This window comes from Mesorhizobium sp. P2_E7 (assembly GCF_056403855.1).
Genome location: NZ_JBFUER010000007.1, coordinates 1 through 16,283 on the forward strand (window position 1 = coordinate 1; position 16,283 = coordinate 16,283).

Here is a 16,283-nt window from a genome sequence, read left to right on the forward strand (position 1 = left end):
CGCGGGCCAGCCGCAGCAAGGCTCCGCATGCTTGAGCCTGGCCATGATCTTCTTGGGACCCCACAGCGGGTGCGCCTCTTTCATAGCAACGATCCGCTCCACCACATCCCAAGGCGTAGCCCGGCCGTGATTGAGCGGCGCACGCGGAAGATCATGCAGACCTGCCGGCCCAAACTTCCGGTAGCGTTCAAGCCATTTGTAGCCAGTCTTGCGAGAGATACCGAACGTCGCACACAGCTGCGTCATCGTMTCCTCGCCGGTCAGGCAYCCCACCACAAACCGAAGCCGCTCATCCATGATGCCAGTCTCTCGCCAAACCATCGCCGGTCCTCCCGGCGAGGGAGAAAACTGTCACCCATCTAATCGGTCCATTCTGTTACCCATCTATCCGGTTCGGACACAGCTCCCTTCTCCCCGTCACTATACGGGGAGAAGGTGCCGGCAGGCGGATGAGGGGCAGCGCCAGCGTCGGCAGATTGGCCATCAGCAAAATAGCCAGCTTGGGATATTCGGCGGCTTGCCCCGGCAAAGCGAAGTTAACTTTTCTAAGCTTGCTTTGCCCCTCACCTGCCTGCCGGCATCCTCTCCCGTATAGAGACGGGGAGAGGAGCGCTGCTCCTACCCTTCCAGCAACTCACGCAGCGCCATGCGCTTGTAGGCGGCCACCAGCCTGTCGCCCTCCTGCCGGTCGACCGAGATCGCCAGCCGCACCGCGGCCTCGCCCATCTGCCAGACCAGAAACGCCGTCGTCTCCAGCGCCACCGGATCGGCACTTGGTTGCAGCCGCTTCAGCACGGCAGTCAGGAATTCGGCATTGGCGCGGCTGTCGGCGAGTTCGAGCTGGCGCAGCGCCTTGTCGGCCTGTGTGCCCGACCAGATGTCGCGCATCACCGGCTCGGCCAGGAACAGCTGGTAGTAAATATCGACCAGCTCCGAAAACGCCTGCCGCAGGCCTTCAGCGTCGCCGACATCCTTGAGTGCCGAGGAGATGCAGGCCTGGCTTTCGGCGGTATAGCGCTCGGCCAATGCCCAGACGATCGCCCGCTTGTCGGGAAAGAACTGGTAGAGCGAGCCGATCGACACCTCGGCCCGTTCCGCCACCTCGCCCATGCGCATGGCGTCGCTGCCCTGCTCGGCAATCAGCGCCGAGGCAGCGGCCAGCATCCGCTCGACCCGCTCGCGGCTGCGTTGCTGCGTCGGCGCCCGCCGCGGCGATGCGACCTGTTCCTGGGCGGATGCGGGCGCTGCCGTGTCTTCCATGACTGTCTCCGGTCTCGAGAAAATTGCCGACAAACGTCTTGACTCGCAAAATACGAGGGTTTATCACGTTTTGCAAATGTGAGGATTGCTCATATTTTCAAACAGAGGAATAACCACAATGACTGACACCAAACCAATCCTGATCCTCGGCGGCACCGGCAAGACCGGCCGTCGCCTCGCCGAGCGCCTGACCACACAGGGCGTTCCCGTGCGGATCGGCTCGCGCTCGGGCAGCCCGCGCTTCGACTGGGACGTTCCGGCGACCTGGGGCCCCGCCATGCAGGGCGTAAGCGCCATCTACATCAGCTACTATCCCGACATCGCCGTGCCGGGTGCCGCCGATACCGTCGGCGCCTTCGCCAGGCTTGCCGTAGCCAGCGGCATCACCCGCCTGGTGCTGCTCTCCGGACGCGGCGAGACGGAGGCCCAGCGCGCCGAAGAGATGGTCAAAGCCTCGGGCGCCGACTGGACGATCCTGCGCTGTGCCTGGTTTTCCCAAAACTTCAGCGAAGGCTTTCTCATCGAGTCCTTGCTCGGGGGCGAAGTAGCCCTGCCGGTCGGCCCTGTCGGTGAGCCCTTCATCGATGCCGACGACATTGCCGACGCCGCCTTCGTCGCGCTGACCGAACAAGGCCATGTCGGCCAGCTCTACGAACTGACCGGGCCGCGGCTGCTGACCTTCGCCGACGCGGTCGCCGAGATCGCCAGGGCAGCCGGGCGCGACATCCGTTACGTCAAGGTCTCGCATGACGAATTCACCACCGCGATGGCCGCATATGAACTGCCGCCTGAAATCACCTGGCTGCTCAACGAGCTGTTCACCGAAGTGCTTGACGGCCGCAACGAGACGCTGACCGATGGCGTCCAGCGTGTGCTCGGCCGCGCGCCGAAAGACTTTTCCGCCTACGCAAATGAAACCGCCGCAACCGGCATCTGGAGCAACTGAGATGACCAAGCTTGTTCCCACCCTCACCATCATTGCCGCAATCGGCTCGGGCGTCGTCGGCGGCGTGTTCTTCGCCTTTTCCAACTTCGTCATGGCGGCGCTTGCCCGACTGCCCGTCCCGCAAGGCATTGCGGCGATGAATTCGATCAACATCACGGTGATCACCCCGACCTTCATGACGGCGCTGTTCGGCACCGGCCTGCTCTGTCTGGTGCTTATCGCCGCCGCCATCATGGGTTGGAGCCAGTCCGGCTCGTACTGGTTGCTTGCCGGTGCGGTGATCTACGTGATCGGCAACCCGATCGTGACCATGGTCTTCAATGTGCCGCTCAACGATGCGCTCGCCGCCGTCGACCCGGCCAGCGCCAACGGCGCCGCCGTGTGGGCGAACCATCTGAACCAATGGGTGATGTGGAACCACGTCCGCACCATCACCGCCATCGTGTCCATGGCCTGCTTCATCTTCGCGTTGCTCTGAAGATGGCACTTCGCAAATGCAAAGGACCTCGCTCAGGCGGGGTCTTTTTGCGTGTGGTCCTTTGAGGTGTGACCCTTGCGATCGGAGTGGCCGAGATCGCGGTCCGGATCGATCACATCTCGAACCAGCTGCTTGAGTTTTGCTGCCTCCGGGAAACCTCCGTCGCGCTTGCGATCCCAGACCAGCACGTCGTTGCAGGAAATGGTGAAGATTCCGCCGGTGCCCGGCACCAGCGTCACTTCGCCCAGATCCGTGCCGAAGGTCGAGAGCAGCTCCTGCGCCATCCAGCCGGCCCGCAACAGCCACTGGCACTGCGTGCAATAGGTGATGACCACGCGAGGCCTCTCCGGCACGCTCATGTCTGGGTCTCCTCTACGCGTACTGTGGTCATTGCAAATCGATCGTGTATCGGGTCGTCGCCCAGAGCCATGGATATCGCGATCCAGATCGGCCAGATCAACACCAAAACGAGGGCGGCGGATGCAACCACTATTTCCAGGCTGGAGTAGTCTTGCACGCCACCGGGAGCGGTGCCCCAAGTCTGAAAGGAGTACCAAGCTCCCGTCAGGACGATCGGCAATGCACCGAGAAACTTCATAAATTGCCGCCGAACGGCCTTTCTCACCGGCAAGCCGATCCTGTGTTTGTCGGCCTCATCATGCACAATGAGCTCCGTCAGCCGCTTGCCGATTGGTCGGCCGGACTTAAACTCCATAATCAGAAGGTACGATGCGAGAGCGATCAGCTCGAGGAAACCCAGGTCCAACGCTGCAGGCCTAAAATTCCCTTGCGAATCCAGATCGATCGAGATGGAGGAGGTTTCTCCAGGCTTTGAGCCCGGTGCCGTACCCACGCTCCATATGGCGACCGGCAAACCGAGTACTGATGTTCTACACACCTGCCAGTCATAACGGGCAAGTGTCGGGGCACCATGAATCGTACCCTCTTGGCATAGTTTCCAGTTCAGCCAAAAGCTGCCTTTTACGCCACCGTTGGTCAGCAGAAACAGAGCCCCTACGAGCAAATACAGAGTGATCAGGACGACAAGCTAGTCGATGAGTGCAGCGAGAAGCCGGCGCCATGTGCCAGGCCGGCGAGGCCAGGCCATCGCTTCGGCAAAACGTGCCTGCTCATAGTCGGTCATCGGCGCCCCGTGATAACTGACTAATCTATAGCGTAGGCAGGTCACCTTCCGACAGCAATATTCGCATGCGCCTGTATTGCACGGGCCTATGCCGCGCTGAGTTTGGCCATGGTCTCGTCATCGACTTCGAAATTGGCGTAGACACTCTGCACGTCGTCATCGTCCTCGAGCGTGGCGACCAGCTTCATCAGCGACTGGGCGCGCTCCTCGTCGACCGGGACATTGTTCTGCGGCTGCCAGATCGGCTTCACCGATTCGGCCTCGCCGAGCGAGGCTTCCAGCGCCTTCGACACTTCGCCCATGCTCTCGAAGGCACAGTAGATGGTGTGGCCTTCCTCGTCGGACTCGACATCATCGGCGCCGGCCTCGATCGCCGCGTCCATGACCTTGTCGGCGCTGCCGGCGGAGGCTGGATAGTAGATCTCGCCGGCGCGGTTCCACATGAACGACACCGAGCCGGTTTCGCCGAGCGCCCCGCCGGCCTTGGTGAAGGCGGCGCGCACATTCGAGGCCGAACGGTTGCGGTTGTCGGTCAGCGCCTCGACGATCAGCGCCACGCCGCCTGGTCCGTAACCCTCATAGCGCACCGCTTCGTAATTCTCGGCATCGCCCATCGACGCCTTGTTGATGGCGCGCTGGATGTTGTCTTTCGGCATCGACACGGCCTTGGCGTTCTGGATCGCCAGGCGCAGGCGCGGGTTCATCGACGGATCCGGCGTCCCGCTCTTGGCGGCGACGGTGATTTCGCGCGCCAGCTTGGAAAACATTTTCGACCGCACCGCGTCCTGGCGACCCTTGCGGTGCATGATGTTCTTGAACTGTGAATGGCCAGCCATGGCACCCCTGTCGTCTTCGGCTAGAGCATTCCGAGGCGAGGCGACGATACCCGGCCTTCCCGCAAATGCTCGAATTTAAATTCAGAACGTCTCTCGCATGCCTGCGAAGGCTTACGGCGTTCTCTGTCGGAATGGCCGGCTTATAGATAAATCGGCTCAATTCGTCCAGACACGGCGTTCACAGCGCCCCGGCGAGCAGCTTCAATGGCCGCCGCCGGATTTCCTGCGCCGCCGCGTCAGCATGTTGAGCCCCTCGACCAGGGCCGAGAAACCCATGGCGGCATAGATGTAGCCCTTGGGCACATGGTAGCCCATGCCATCGGCGATCAGCGTCATGCCGATCATCAGCAGGAAGCCCAGCGCCAGCATGACGATGCTCGGGTTCTTGGCGATGAAATTGGCCAGCGGCCCGGCCGCCAGCATCATCACGCTCACCGCCACGATGACAGCGATATACATGATGGCGATCTCGTCGGTCATGCCGACGGCGGTGATGATGGAATCGATCGAGAAGACGAGGTCGAGCAGCAGGATCTGGAAGATGGCGCCGGCCAGCGAGATCTGCAGCGTCTCGCCCAGCATCGTATCTTTGTGGTCTTCGGGATCGACGGTGTGATGGATTTCCTTGGTCGCCTTCCACACCAGAAACAGGCCGCCGGCGATCAGGATCAGGTCGCGCCAGGAAAAGCCGTGGCCGAAGGCGGTGAACACCGGTGTCGTCAGCTGGACGATGATGGAAATGGTGGCAAGCAGCACCAGCCGCATGACCAGCGCCGCCGAGATGCCGAGACGGCGGGCGCGGGCACGCTGCGCTTCCGGCAATTTGTTGGTCAGGATCGAGATGAAGATCAGATTGTCTATGCCGAGCACGACCTCGAGCACAATCAGCGTCAGCAACGCGACCCAGGCGGTTGGATCAGAGACAAATTGAAAATGTGGCGCCAGGAATTCAACGAGCTGCATGGAGGTCGTCCCCTCTACGATCTAGAGCAGTTTCGTCGCCAGTTAGGTACTATAGTCCAGCATATCAATGTCATGACCAGAAGGATGGCGCGGTTTCTTCAAGTCGCGGCCCGCGACGAAACGGCGCGATCTTCTCGGTCAGGCCGGTGCGGTCGGAAATATCGACGCCGATGCCACACAATGTCGCCGGTCCCGTCGCCGCCTCGAAGCGGCCTTTCGGCACTTTCGACAGGAACCGGTTGAGTGGTTCTTCCTTGTCCATGCCAAGCGAGGAATCATAGTCGCCGCACATGCCGGCGTCGGACATGTAGCCGGTACCGCCATTGAGGATCTGATGATCGGCGGTCGGCTGGTGTGTGTGGGTACCGATGACAAGGCTGACGCGCCCGTCGACAAAATGCGCGAAGCACATTTTCTCCGAGGTCGCTTCGGCGTGGAAGTCGATGACCACGGCATCGGCCTGCTCGCCCAGCGGACACGCGGCCAGTTCGCGCTCGCCGGCCTGGAACGGATCGTCGAGCTCGGGATGCATGAACACCCGGCCCATAATGTTAGCGACCAGCACGCGCGCGCCGTTTTTGGCAATGTAGACGCCGGAGCCGCGCCCCGGCGTGCCCTTGGGAAAATTGGAGGGACGCAAAAAGCGCTCCTCGCGCGGCGCAAAGATCAGCGCGTCGCGCTGGTCCCAGACATGGTTGCCGGTGGTGACGACATCGGCGCCCGCCGCGATCGTGTCGCGAAAAATGTCTTCGGTGATGCCGAAGCCGCCGGCGGCGTTCTCGCCATTGACGATGACGAAGTCGAGTTTGAAATCGGAGATCAGGCCGGGCAGTTGTTCCCACACTGCCGTACGTCCCGATTTGCCCACCATGTCGCCGAGGAAGAGAAGTCTCATGCCCACTTCTATCCAGAGGCACGGACGCTAGGCAAGCGCTACGGAGCGATTGGTTCTAGCCCCGGCCGAAAGTACCACGCCGCTGTTGGGACGATTTTGCGCCCGCGCCTGCGACGTGGCCGGCCGAAGACATCATCGGCGACGCCGGTGGGGCGGTACGTCGGCGCAGCCAGAAGAGCCAGACGTAGAAAACGGTGAAACCGCCGGCAACGGCAAGAAGCAACAGCCCGCCGCGCCAGCCCTTCATCGCGGCGGTATCGAGGGCCGATGGATCGGCGGGGTCGTAGTACAGTTCCACCTGGTCGCCTTTGGACGCAGTATAGAGACCGATGTCCTTTCCCTTGCCGGACCAGCTCATCGGCGCATCGTTCGCCACATAGGTGACGGCGACGTTGATGCCTTTCGTGGTCAGGCCGTTTTTCTGCGTTTCGGAATAGGGACTGACATCCGTCACGGTGGCAACTGCCTGATGCCAGGCGAACTGGTGATGCAGGGCCGTTCCGGCAATGTGCAATGCCATCGCGAACAGCGCCACCGCGATAAGCGCGAACGGCATCAGCAGGTAGCGTGCTAAGACAAACATGACGACCGCCATCGGCTCGGATTGTAGTGCGAAAATACTATCCGGCATGTCTTGGAAACGCGTTAATGCATGTCGCTCAAAAGCGGCCCGGTTTTGAGACAACGACATGCATCAAACTAAGATCGCGAACGTTTAAGCGAAGCGGCGCAAGCCGCTCTCGGTGAGTATTTCCGGAATGACGACGTCATGTGGCTCGTCGGGAACCCGCGCTACCTCCTGGCAGTCGAAGGCGATGCCGATCAGTCGGGGTTGGCGCCCCATGGCGTGCAGGCGCGCGATCGCCCGGTCATAGTGGCCGGCGCCGTAGCCAAGGCGATGGCCGCGGGCATCGAAAGCAGCGAGCGGCACCAACATCACCGCGGGATCGAGAACCTCGGCTTCCTCATGCGGACCGACCGTGCCAAAACCCATCTCGACCATCGGCGCGCCGCGCACCAGCTCGCGAAAGACGATTGTGGTCTTGTCGAGAATGGCCGGCAGGCAAAGCCTGGCTCCCTTCTCGCGCAAGGCAAACATCAGCGGCCTGACGTCGACTTCCGATCGCATCGGCCAAAAGGCTGAAACGATCTGGCCCGGCTCGATAGTGAGGTGGTCGCGCGCCGTCTCGGCCATCTCAAGCGCGATTTCCACCCGCCACATAGGATCGAGCGCATCGCGGCGACCGAGAGCTTCGCGGCGCAGTTGTTTCTTCAGGTCTTTTGAGGATGTCATGCGCTGAACGATAGAAAAGGTCGGTTTCTGGCGGCGTTTTAGGAGCGACGTTTTCTACCGCACCATCCACCAAATGCGTGGATTGAGGCAAGAAGTGACGATCCACACAACCGGTGGAGAGAGCGATCCCGGGAACCTACAAAGTAGGTGGGCGCCGTATGAGAAAACCCACGGGTCTTCCCAGGGACAGCTCCCTAAGGATCGTTAAGGCCCCGGGGAAAATGTTCTCCTGCCGGGAAGCGCAGACCGTCCGCTCCAATATAGGCTGCTGGTCGGCTAAGCGCCAGTGAGGTGGGCATTCTCAGCGGCTTTATTCGCGATACGCCCCTGCCACCAGACCAGCGCCGGCACCACCAGCAACTCGACGCAGAGGCCGGCGATGTGCCCGAACGATGGTGCGCCCACGGTGAGCAGCGAGATAAGCCGCGCCAGTCCGCCGGCAAAAGTGCAGGCGGCAAGCAGCCGAAATCGCTCCGTCCTCATCTCGATGTCGGGAATGCAGCTGTACCAGGCGATGCCGACGGCAAGGAAGAAGCCGGACAGGAAGCGGAAATGGCTGTCGAGATCGACGGGCCAGGGGCTGCGACATCAAGGAATTCCGGCCCCGACAACACGCCTTCGAGGCCGACCAGCACCGGCGTTGCCGCCAGCACGGCAACGACGATCTGCAGTGCCGTCCTGCCCGATATCGTTTCGGTCACGCTGCCATCCCTCCAGCCCACCGTGCGGCCTTGCGATAGCAACGGATGTTTTCCTCAGGGGTTTCAAGCCCATTCGTCGCATTCGGCTCGCCCTTGCACAGGCCGGGCGGCGTCCTTACGGTCGCGATGACCAACCGAGGAGCAAGCATGCGTTTTGAAGGCACGGCGGCCTATGTCGCCGACAAGGACCTGATGGTGGCGGTCAATGCGGCGATCGCGCTGGAGCGGCCTTTGCTGGTCAAGGGCGAGCCTGGCACCGGCAAGACCGAACTTGCCCGCCAGGTGGCATCGGCGCTTGGCCTCGACCTGATCGAATGGCACGTCAAGTCGACGACACGGGCGCAGCAGGGGCTCTATGAGTATGACGCCGTCTCGCGGCTGCGCGACAGCCAGCTCGGCGACGAGCGCTTCAACGACATCAGGAACTACATCAAGCGCGGCAAGCTCTGGGAGGCCTTTGCGGCCGGCAAGAAGGTCGTGCTTTTGATCGACGAGATCGACAAGGCCGACATCGAGTTTCCCAACGATTTGTTGCAGGAACTCGATCGGATGGAGTTCTTCGTCTACGAGACCGGCGAAACGATCCGCGCCGCGGTCAGGCCGATCGTCATCATCACCTCCAACAATGAGAAGGAACTGCCCGACGCCTTCCTGCGCCGCTGCTTCTTCCACTACATCCGCTTTCCCGATGTCGAGACGCTGCACAAAATCGTCGACGTCCACTATCCCGGCATCAAGCAGAATCTGGTGCGGGCAGCCCTCACCCAGTTCTACGAGATCCGCGATGTGCCGGGGCTGAAGAAGAAGCCGTCGACCTCCGAGGCGCTCGACTGGATCCGCCTGCTGGTCGCCGACGACATCGCACCCGAGGATCTGCGCGCCGATCCGAAGAACGCGCTGCCCAAACTGCATGGCGCATTGCTGAAGAACGAGCAGGATGTGCACCTGTTCGAGCGCCTGGCCTTCATGGCCAGACGGCAGGGCTGAGGGGCGGCGGGCTGACAACCATGAGCTGGCTTGCGCCGCTCACTCGGCGGCAGCAAAACCTCTCTCCTGCGGCGCGACACGCTTCGGTCCGAAGATGACGAAGCCGATGACCGACAAAGCGAGAACGCCGATCCCGCAATAGAGCATGACCCAGCTGAAGCCGTTGACCAATGCGGCGTGCACAATGGTGCCGGAGGGGTCGAGCGTTGCAAGCTCGGGCGTCCCTTGCGCAAGGTCGTGGAGATTGCCGGTGGCGATCCTTTCTGCCAGCGCACGCACCGCGCCTGGGCTCAAAGCCGTGCCAAATGCGTTGCTGAGGTAAGAGACGATCCCCTGCGTCAGCAGCAGGCCGAGCACCGCGATGTTGATGGCGAGCGTGATCAGCCGTGCGCTGATATCGATGCCGGACGCCATGCCGGCGCGATCGGGCGACACCGCGCCGGTGGTGGTGTTGGTGGTCGGCGAATTGGTGAGGCCAATGCCGATGCCGGCGATCAGCGTGCCGGGCAGCATGGTCAGCCAGGTCGCCCCTTCGAGCCCGGAGCCGATCCACATGGCGATGAAGCCGACACCCAATGTCAAAAGGCCGAGCGGGATGGCGATCCGCGCCTGATAGCGGGCGCGAATGCGCTCTGCGATTGGCGGCATCACCATGAAGGGCAGCGTGTAGACGAGCAGCAGCAGGCCCGTCGTCGTGCTGTCGTAGCCGAGCACGCCGGAATAATAGATCGGCAGATAGATGATGAACGGCCAGTAGCTGAAATTCATGCCAATGGCGCCCATGATCGCACCCGAAAACTGGCGGATGCGGAACACGGAAAAGTCGAACATCGGATAGGCATTGACCCTCTCTGCGATCAGGAAAGTGATGAAGGCCGCCACCGAAGCGGCAATCACACCGATGCGGGCGCTCGCCCCGAGGTCTGCACCTTGCGTGATCAGATAGGAGAAGCCGAACACTGCGGCCGAGAGCGTCAGCATGCCGGCCCAGTCGAGCTTCTGGGCGTTGTGATCGCGCGATTGCGTGACACCGGCGCCGATGAAGGCGAGCGCCAGGATCGCCAGCGGCACGTGGATGAGGAACACCCACTGCCAGTTCGACAGCGCCACGATCAAGCCGCCGATGGCCGGCCCGAAACCGAGCCCGATGCCCGCGACGACGCTCCAGGCGACAAAGGCCCTGCCGCGCGCCTTTCCATCCTGGAACTGGTGCGACAGCACCGCCACGCTGCAGGTCAGCATCGCGCCGCCGGCAAGGCCTTGCAGAAAGCGGGCGGCGATCAGCAGCGCAGCACTCGGGGCGAGACCGCACAGCAGCGAGGCGAGGCCGAAGGCGACGGTGGTGATCACCATCACGCTCTTGCGGCCGAACCGGTCGGCCAATGTCCCGGTCGCCATCAGCACCGTGGTGCAGGCAATGGTGTAGGCATTCATGATCCATTGCAGGTCTTTGAAATCGGCGGCGAGCACGCTTTCCAGTTTCGGCAGGATCACCGGCACGCTGGAGATTTCGAGCCCGAACAGCAGCGACGCCAGGCACACGCCGGTCAGCGCAAGGGTGTTTCGTTGGATTGGCAACGGCATATCGATCTCTCTCCATCGGAACATGGGCGGCGATGCTCTTCAAACCGCGATCAGCCTGAAATAGAGGAGACTTGATCATGAAAAAAGGCTATGGTCGGCTATATCAGAAATGACAAATTGGCATGCTTCTCAATGGAAGGCTTCTAAATGACCAGCCTTGATGTCGATGCCGTCCGCACCTTCGTGATGGTGGCCGACCTGCAGAGCTTCACCCGTGCCGCCGCAGCGCTCGGCAGCACCCAGGCCACGATCAGCGTCAAGCTGCGCCGGCTCGAGGAAAAGCTCGGGGCGCGTCTGATCGAACGCACGCCACGCCGCGTCAGCCTGTCGGCAAAGGGCGCGGTGTTCCTGCCCTCCGCGCGCGATTTCCTGGCCGCGCATGAGCGCGCCATGGCCGAGTTTGCCGAGGCACCTTGCCGGCTTGCGCTCGGCTTTGTCGATCATGTCGCCGGCCCCGAGCTTTCCGTCCTGATCGCCCAGCTCCACGCGCACGATCCCTCGCTCACGCTCAGTTTGAGGATCGACACCAGCACCATTCTGAAGGAAGCGTTCGATCGCGGTGAACTCGATGCGATCATCGTACACCGCGAAGGCGACAGCCGCCCGGGCCGGACCTTGTCGCGCAACCACTATGGCTGGTTCGCGACCCCTTCCTTCGAATGGCAGCGTGGAACGCCGCTGCGCCTGGCGCTTCTAAGCACAATATGCAGCTGCCCGGATCGCGTGCGGGCAGTCGAGACGCTGGACAAGGCAGGCATAGCCTGGGAGGAGGCCTTCGTCGGCGGCGGCGGCGCGGCCGTCAACATTGCGGTGTCGGCGGGCTTTGCCATTTCGGCGCTGGCCCACCGCGTCGTTCCTCCTGGCTTGGTCGAGGTTGGCCGCAAGCTCGGCCTGCCGCCGCTTGACCCGTCCGAAGTGGTCCTGCATTCACACACGCTGGCGCCGCGGGCGCGCGAGGCACTGCATGTGCTTGCGACCGCATTTCGCGAGTACAATTCTGCGGCTGCCTAGGCGAAGCTGTATTCGATCTGATTCCGTCGCGACGGATCAGGCTTTGGAGGAAGCGAAATGACCGAGATCACCGTCCGTCCGCTGGCGCAGGCCGACCACGCCGACTGGCGGCGGCTGTGGACTGCCTACCTCACCTTCTATGAAACCAAGCTGCCGGACGAGGTCTACGACATCACCTGGAAGCGGCTGTTCACGGCAGGCGAATTCGAGCCGAAGGGATTTATCGCCACCCTCGACGGCAAGGCCGTCGGCCTGACCCATTATCTCTATCATCGCTCCGGCTGGTCGGAGAAAAACAACTGCTACCTGCAGGACCTGTTCGCCGACCCGGATGTGCGCGGCAAAGGCGTGGGTGCTGCCCTCATCGAAGCGGTCAAGCAGGAAGCCGGCAAGATCGGCGTCAAGAACGTCTACTGGATGACCCACGAAACCAACACCACGGCGCGCAAACTCTACGATCACGTGGCGCGCCGGACGGGCTTCATCGAGTACGATCTGCTTTAGACAGGCCATGTTCCTCCCTTTCTTCCTCGAACTGAAGGCCGCGCGGGTTCCCGTTTCGCTCCGGGAATATCTGTCGCTGCTGGAGGGGCTGGAGGCCGGGTTGGTCGACTATGACGTCGAGGGTTTTTATTACCTCGCCCGCGCCGCTTTGGTGAAGGACGAGCGCCATATCGACCGCTTCGATCAGGTGTTTGCGCATGTCTTCAAGGGCATTGAAGCGCTCGCCGGGCCGGACGCCATCGATGTCGCCAACATTCCGGAAGAATGGCTGCGCCGTCTCGCCGAAAAGCATCTGACCGAGGAAGAGAAAAGACTGGTTGAGGCGCTCGGCGGTTTCGACAAGCTGATGGAGACCTTGAAGCAACGGCTGGAGGAACAGAAGGGCCGCCACCAGGGCGGCTCGAAATGGATCGGCACCGGCGGCACCTCACCGTTCGGCGCCTATGGCTACAATCCCGAAGGCGTGCGCATCGGCCAGCACGAAAGCCGCAACCGCCGTGCGGTAAAAGTCTGGGACAAGCGCGAGTTCAGGAATTTCGACGATGCGGTCGAGCTCGGCACCCGCAACATCAAGGTGGCGCTGAAGCGCTTGCGCCGCTGGGTGCGCGAGGGCGCGGAGGAAGAGTTCGACCTGCCCGGCACCATCCATGCCACCGCCGAGCACGGCTATCTCGATGTGCAGACGCGCCCCGAACGGCGCAACGCCGTGAAGCTGTTGATGTTCTTCGATGTCGGCGGCTCGATGGACGACCATATCAAAAGCGTCGAGGAGCTGTTTTCGGCCGCCCGCGCCGAATTCCGCCAGCTCGAATATTTTTACTTTCACAACTGCCTCTATGAGGGCGTGTGGAAGGACAATCGCCGCAGGCATGCCGAGACGATCCCGACCTTCGACCTGCTCCACAAATACGGGCCGGACTACAAGGCCATCGTCGTCGGCGACGCCTCGATGAGCCCTTACGAGATTGCACACCCCGGCGGTTCGGTCGAACACTGGAACCCGGAAGCCGGCGCCGTCTGGCTCGGCCGCCTGCTGCAGCAATGGCCGAATGCAATATGGCTTAATCCGGAAAACCAGAAGAACTGGGGTTTTACCCACTCGATCGCGATGATCCGCGACCTGTTCGGCGGCCGCATGTTCCCGCTGACGCTGGCCGGGCTCGAAGCCGCGACCAAGCAGCTTTCACGCAAGCATTGAGGATTCGAGCACATCTCGGTGCTGGGCAGACATGTAACAAATGCCTATGTTGGGACGAAGACAGCTTGCAACCAACAACAAGCCGCCAAGGCTGAGGAGATTAGATGGATACCCACACCTACCCCGTTACCCGCACCGACGCCGAATGGCGTGCCCGGCTGACGCCGGAGCAATATGCCGTCATGCGCGGCCACGGCACCGAACGGCCCGGAAGCTGCGCCTTGCTCTATGAAAAGCGTGCCGGCACCTTTTCCTGCGTCGGCTGCGACCAGCCGCTGTTCGAATCCAAGTTGAAGTTCGAGAGCGGCACCGGCTGGCCGAGCTTCAACGACCCGGTGCCCGGCTCGGTCGAAAACACCGTCGACCGCAGCTACGGCATGGTCCGCACCGAATGCCATTGCGCGCGCTGCGGCAGCCATCTCGGCCACGTCTTCGACGACGGCCCGCCGCCGACCGGCCTGCGCTACTGCATCAATGGCGTGGCGCTAAAATTCGAGCCGACAGCCTAACCGCAACCCGGTCATCATCTCTTGCAAAGGGCGGCTCCGGCCGCCCTTTTTCGTGCCCGGCCGGCGTTTCAGACAACGACCACCAGGATCAGCCATAGCGCGGAACCGAGCATCATCAGCGAGGCCTTGGCGCCGCCGGCCCTTTCCGCAATTCGCCAGACGGCCAGCGTCAGGAAGATGTTGTAGGGCACCGGCGCGAAATGCACGGCCAGCACCGCTGCCAGCGGCAGCTTCAGCCCGAGCAGGATGAGCGCAACCACCGACGACGCGATGTTGATCGCCGTGCCAACCACGACCATGTCGTGCCAGAACAGGCGGTCGAGCGGCACGACACCATGCCAGCGGGCGCGGAAGAAGCCGGCCGTTCCGCCCATCTTGCCGTCTTCGCCCCCCGCTGGTCCTTGCATCAGCTCAACTCTTTCGTTCTGAGCGATCCCGAGCGCGGCAGGCGCGCACGATGATCGTAGAAGCATATGGCTTAGCGATCGCCGCCAGACAATCGCGAAATCTTTCCGGATGGCCCCTTGCCGGCATCTGCCGCAAAGCTAATTTGCTGAACGTGCCGTTCCTTCGTCCCGAGGTCGCCTGCAAGGGAGGTCTTTGATGAGCGACAAAGCTACAATGTCTTGTTCTTATGCAACGCCAATTCAGCGCGCTCGATTATGGGCGAAGCCATTCTAAACCGCATTGGCGCCGAGAAGTTCAAGGCCTTCTCCGCCGGGTCCCAGCCGAAGGGCACCGTCAATCCCTACGCGCTGCAGCTGCTTGAGAGCCTCAACTACGACACCGGCTTCGCCCGCTCGAAAGGCTGGGACGAGTTCGCAAAGCCCGACGCGCCGGAGATGGATTTCGTCTTCACCCTCTGCGACAGCACCGCCAACGAATCCTGTCCGGTCTGGCCCGGTCACCCGATGACCGCGTTGTGGGCGATACCGGATCCGGCCAAGGCACAAGGCACCGACGCCGAAATGCATCTGGCCTTCGCCGACGCCTATCGCATGCTCAACAACCGCATCTCGCTGTTCACCAACCTGCCGATGGACGCGCTCGATCACATGGCGTTGCAGCAGCATCTGGACGAGATCGGCCACGACGCGCCGAAACCGAATTAGCGCCAGGCGCCCTCAGCCTGTCCCAGCACCTCGGTGACGGCGCGCTCGAAGCGCGAGCATTCCGTCGCCAGCCAGTCGGCCATGGCCGGCCAGTTGTCCTCGGCAAAACAGTTCACCCGCCATATCGAGTTGATGCCGAGGCCTTCGCAGCTCTGCTCAGGCCTGAGTTTCAGCCTGTCTTCGATTGCCGGCTGGAAAGGCTTCAGCCGCGACCATGCCTGCGTCGCCCCGAACTTCTCGTTGCGGCCGAAGAAGACGCCGACATGGTTCTGCGCCGGCGCGACATACATGGACAGGACCAAGGCGAAGTCCGGCAGCCCGCGCTGCCAGAACCAGGGGCCGCGCCGCGCCATGGATGCGCGTTCCTCCGGATGCCGTTCGGCGAACAGCGTCCAGAAGCTGCGTTGGCGGAATTCAGAGGCGCGGCGGGCGCCGAAGTCGAATTCGCTCATGGTGCGATGCCCGTTCCAGCATCATGCCCGGCCTGAGACTGTTTCGAAATTCGCTCCGGCGATGACCGCCGGAGCCGAATTTCCATACAGTCTCTTACACCATGCCGAGGGCGGCCATATACAGATCGAGGATCGCGTCCTCTTCCTGCCGCTCGGCCTGATCTTTCTTGCGCAGCCGGATGATCGACCGCATCGCCTTGGTGTCGAAGCCGGTGCCTTTGGCCTCGGCGAACACTTCCTTGATGTCGTCGGCGATAGTCTTCTTTTCTTCCTCGAGCCGCTCGATGCGCTCGATGAAAGCGCGCAACTGGCCGGCGGCAACAGTCTGGCTGGTATCGGTGATGTCGTCGGCCATGTTTTTCTCCGCTTCTTTTTAAGCGCCGCGATTCTGACGCGGCAAAATTGGAGC

At 62.2% G+C, this 16,283-nt stretch carries 23 protein-coding genes and 1 other RNA gene; 8 read left to right on the top strand and 16 right to left on the bottom strand.

From position 1 onward, the window contains the following. On the bottom strand, positions 1-321 hold a 321-nt coding region (locus tag AC1DYC_RS26650; RefSeq protein WP_477410709.1), incomplete at its 3' end, for a helix-turn-helix domain-containing protein. Positions 322-618: 297 nt separating this feature from the next. Further along, positions 619-1,260, bottom strand: coding sequence for a TetR/AcrR family transcriptional regulator (locus tag AC1DYC_RS26655; RefSeq protein WP_477410710.1), 642 nt, complete (start codon positions 1,258-1,260; stop codon positions 619-621). Between the two features lie 118 nt (positions 1,261-1,378). Here AC1DYC_RS26655 and AC1DYC_RS26660 point away from each other — a divergent pair, with 118 nt between their 5' ends. Then, positions 1,379-2,206 carry an NAD(P)H-binding protein gene (locus AC1DYC_RS26660; RefSeq protein ID WP_477410711.1) on the top strand — a complete coding sequence of 276 codons (828 nt, stop codon included), beginning with the start codon at positions 1,379-1,381 and terminating at the stop codon, positions 2,204-2,206. Position 2,207: 1 nt separating this feature from the next. After that, the gene (locus AC1DYC_RS26665; protein WP_477410712.1) at positions 2,208-2,684 is read left to right on the top strand and encodes an anthrone oxygenase family protein; all 477 of its coding nucleotides are present in this window, start codon (positions 2,208-2,210) and stop codon (positions 2,682-2,684) included. A gap of 32 nt (positions 2,685-2,716) precedes the next feature. On the opposite strand, the gene AC1DYC_RS26670 is transcribed toward AC1DYC_RS26665, so the two are convergent. The 10 genes from AC1DYC_RS26670 to AC1DYC_RS26715 all read right to left on the bottom strand — a co-directional run bounded on the left by AC1DYC_RS26670 (position 2,717) and on the right by AC1DYC_RS26715 (position 8,517). Then, positions 2,717-3,043 carry an Rdx family protein gene (locus tag AC1DYC_RS26670; RefSeq protein WP_477410713.1) on the bottom strand — a complete coding sequence of 109 codons (327 nt, stop codon included), beginning with the start codon at positions 3,041-3,043 and terminating at the stop codon, positions 2,717-2,719. Continuing rightward, positions 3,040-3,450, bottom strand: a complete 411-nt coding sequence (locus AC1DYC_RS26675; RefSeq protein ID WP_477410714.1) for a hypothetical protein — start codon at positions 3,448-3,450, stop codon at positions 3,040-3,042. The genes AC1DYC_RS26670 and AC1DYC_RS26675 overlap by 4 nt, the downstream gene beginning before the upstream one ends. 464 nt (positions 3,451-3,914) lie before the next feature. Beyond that, the gene (locus AC1DYC_RS26680; protein ID WP_023668740.1) at positions 3,915-4,664 is read right to left on the bottom strand and encodes a YebC/PmpR family DNA-binding transcriptional regulator; all 750 of its coding nucleotides are present in this window, start codon (positions 4,662-4,664) and stop codon (positions 3,915-3,917) included. Positions 4,665-4,865: 201 nt separating this feature from the next. Continuing rightward, positions 4,866-5,627: a TerC family protein gene (locus tag AC1DYC_RS26685; protein WP_477410715.1), complete on the bottom strand. Its 762-nt coding sequence runs from the start codon at positions 5,625-5,627 to the stop codon at positions 4,866-4,868. Positions 5,628-5,697: 70 nt separating this feature from the next. After that, a complete protein-coding gene (locus AC1DYC_RS26690) occupies positions 5,698-6,522 on the bottom strand; it encodes a TIGR00282 family metallophosphoesterase (RefSeq protein ID WP_477410716.1) in 825 nt (274 codons plus the stop codon). 55 nt (positions 6,523-6,577) lie between these two features. Further along, the gene (locus AC1DYC_RS26695) at positions 6,578-7,117 is read right to left on the bottom strand and encodes a hypothetical protein (RefSeq protein WP_477410717.1); all 540 of its coding nucleotides are present in this window, start codon (positions 7,115-7,117) and stop codon (positions 6,578-6,580) included. Positions 7,118-7,237: 120 nt separating this feature from the next. Beyond that, complete coding sequence (locus tag AC1DYC_RS26700) at positions 7,238-7,816, bottom strand: 5-formyltetrahydrofolate cyclo-ligase (RefSeq protein WP_477410718.1); 579 nt, start codon at positions 7,814-7,816, stop codon at positions 7,238-7,240. A gap of 95 nt (positions 7,817-7,911) precedes the next feature. Then, a non-coding RNA gene (gene ssrS, locus AC1DYC_RS26705) (6S RNA) lies at positions 7,912-8,067 on the bottom strand. Between the two features lie 25 nt (positions 8,068-8,092). Further along, positions 8,093-8,359 (bottom strand): DUF4345 domain-containing protein, encoded by a 267-nt coding sequence (locus tag AC1DYC_RS26710; protein ID WP_477410863.1) that lies wholly within the window; start codon positions 8,357-8,359, stop codon positions 8,093-8,095. Then, on the bottom strand, positions 8,296-8,517 hold the full coding sequence (locus AC1DYC_RS26715) for a hypothetical protein (protein ID WP_477410719.1): 222 nt from the start codon (positions 8,515-8,517) through the stop codon (positions 8,296-8,298). Before AC1DYC_RS26715 ends, AC1DYC_RS26710 begins: the two co-directional genes overlap by 64 nt. Positions 8,518-8,664: 147 nt before the next feature. Between AC1DYC_RS26715 and AC1DYC_RS26720 the strand changes: the two genes are divergently transcribed. Continuing rightward, positions 8,665-9,504, top strand: a complete 840-nt coding sequence (locus tag AC1DYC_RS26720) for an AAA family ATPase (RefSeq protein WP_477410720.1) — start codon at positions 8,665-8,667, stop codon at positions 9,502-9,504. 39 nt (positions 9,505-9,543) lie between these two features. Here AC1DYC_RS26720 and AC1DYC_RS26725 read toward each other — a convergent pair whose 3' ends face one another. Further along, positions 9,544-11,088 carry an MFS transporter gene (locus AC1DYC_RS26725; protein WP_477410721.1) on the bottom strand — a complete coding sequence of 515 codons (1,545 nt, stop codon included), beginning with the start codon at positions 11,086-11,088 and terminating at the stop codon, positions 9,544-9,546. A gap of 147 nt (positions 11,089-11,235) precedes the next feature. Between AC1DYC_RS26725 and AC1DYC_RS26730 the strand changes: the two genes are divergently transcribed. From AC1DYC_RS26730 to msrB, 4 genes are all read left to right on the top strand, one after another. Further along, a complete protein-coding gene (locus AC1DYC_RS26730) occupies positions 11,236-12,099 on the top strand; it encodes a LysR family transcriptional regulator (RefSeq protein ID WP_142869736.1) in 864 nt (287 codons plus the stop codon). Between the two features lie 57 nt (positions 12,100-12,156). Beyond that, the gene (locus AC1DYC_RS26735; protein ID WP_477410722.1) at positions 12,157-12,603 is read left to right on the top strand and encodes an N-acetyltransferase family protein; all 447 of its coding nucleotides are present in this window, start codon (positions 12,157-12,159) and stop codon (positions 12,601-12,603) included. A 7-nt stretch (positions 12,604-12,610) separates the two neighbouring features. Continuing rightward, complete coding sequence (locus tag AC1DYC_RS26740; RefSeq protein ID WP_477410723.1) at positions 12,611-13,801, top strand: vWA domain-containing protein; 1,191 nt, start codon at positions 12,611-12,613, stop codon at positions 13,799-13,801. A gap of 104 nt (positions 13,802-13,905) precedes the next feature. Next, on the top strand, positions 13,906-14,310 hold the full coding sequence (gene msrB / locus AC1DYC_RS26745; RefSeq protein WP_477410724.1) for a peptide-methionine (R)-S-oxide reductase MsrB: 405 nt from the start codon (positions 13,906-13,908) through the stop codon (positions 14,308-14,310). 68 nt (positions 14,311-14,378) lie between these two features. On the opposite strand, the gene AC1DYC_RS26750 is transcribed toward msrB, so the two are convergent. Continuing rightward, positions 14,379-14,717 carry a hypothetical protein gene (locus AC1DYC_RS26750; protein ID WP_477410725.1) on the bottom strand — a complete coding sequence of 113 codons (339 nt, stop codon included), beginning with the start codon at positions 14,715-14,717 and terminating at the stop codon, positions 14,379-14,381. 219 nt (positions 14,718-14,936) lie between these two features. Between AC1DYC_RS26750 and AC1DYC_RS26755 the strand changes: the two genes are divergently transcribed. Next, entirely contained in the window at positions 14,937-15,422 is a 486-nt protein-coding gene (locus tag AC1DYC_RS26755; RefSeq protein WP_477410726.1) for an arsenate reductase ArsC, read from the top strand. On the opposite strand, the gene AC1DYC_RS26760 is transcribed toward AC1DYC_RS26755, so the two are convergent. Both AC1DYC_RS26760 and AC1DYC_RS26765 read right to left on the bottom strand, forming a co-directional pair. After that, positions 15,419-15,874: a hypothetical protein gene (locus AC1DYC_RS26760; RefSeq protein ID WP_477410727.1), complete on the bottom strand. Its 456-nt coding sequence runs from the start codon at positions 15,872-15,874 to the stop codon at positions 15,419-15,421. The two genes, AC1DYC_RS26755 and AC1DYC_RS26760, sit on opposite strands and share 4 nt — an antisense overlap. A 94-nt stretch (positions 15,875-15,968) precedes the next feature. Next, a complete protein-coding gene (locus AC1DYC_RS26765) occupies positions 15,969-16,229 on the bottom strand; it encodes a DUF2312 domain-containing protein (protein WP_112393546.1) in 261 nt (86 codons plus the stop codon). Positions 16,230-16,283: the final 54 nt, after the last annotated feature.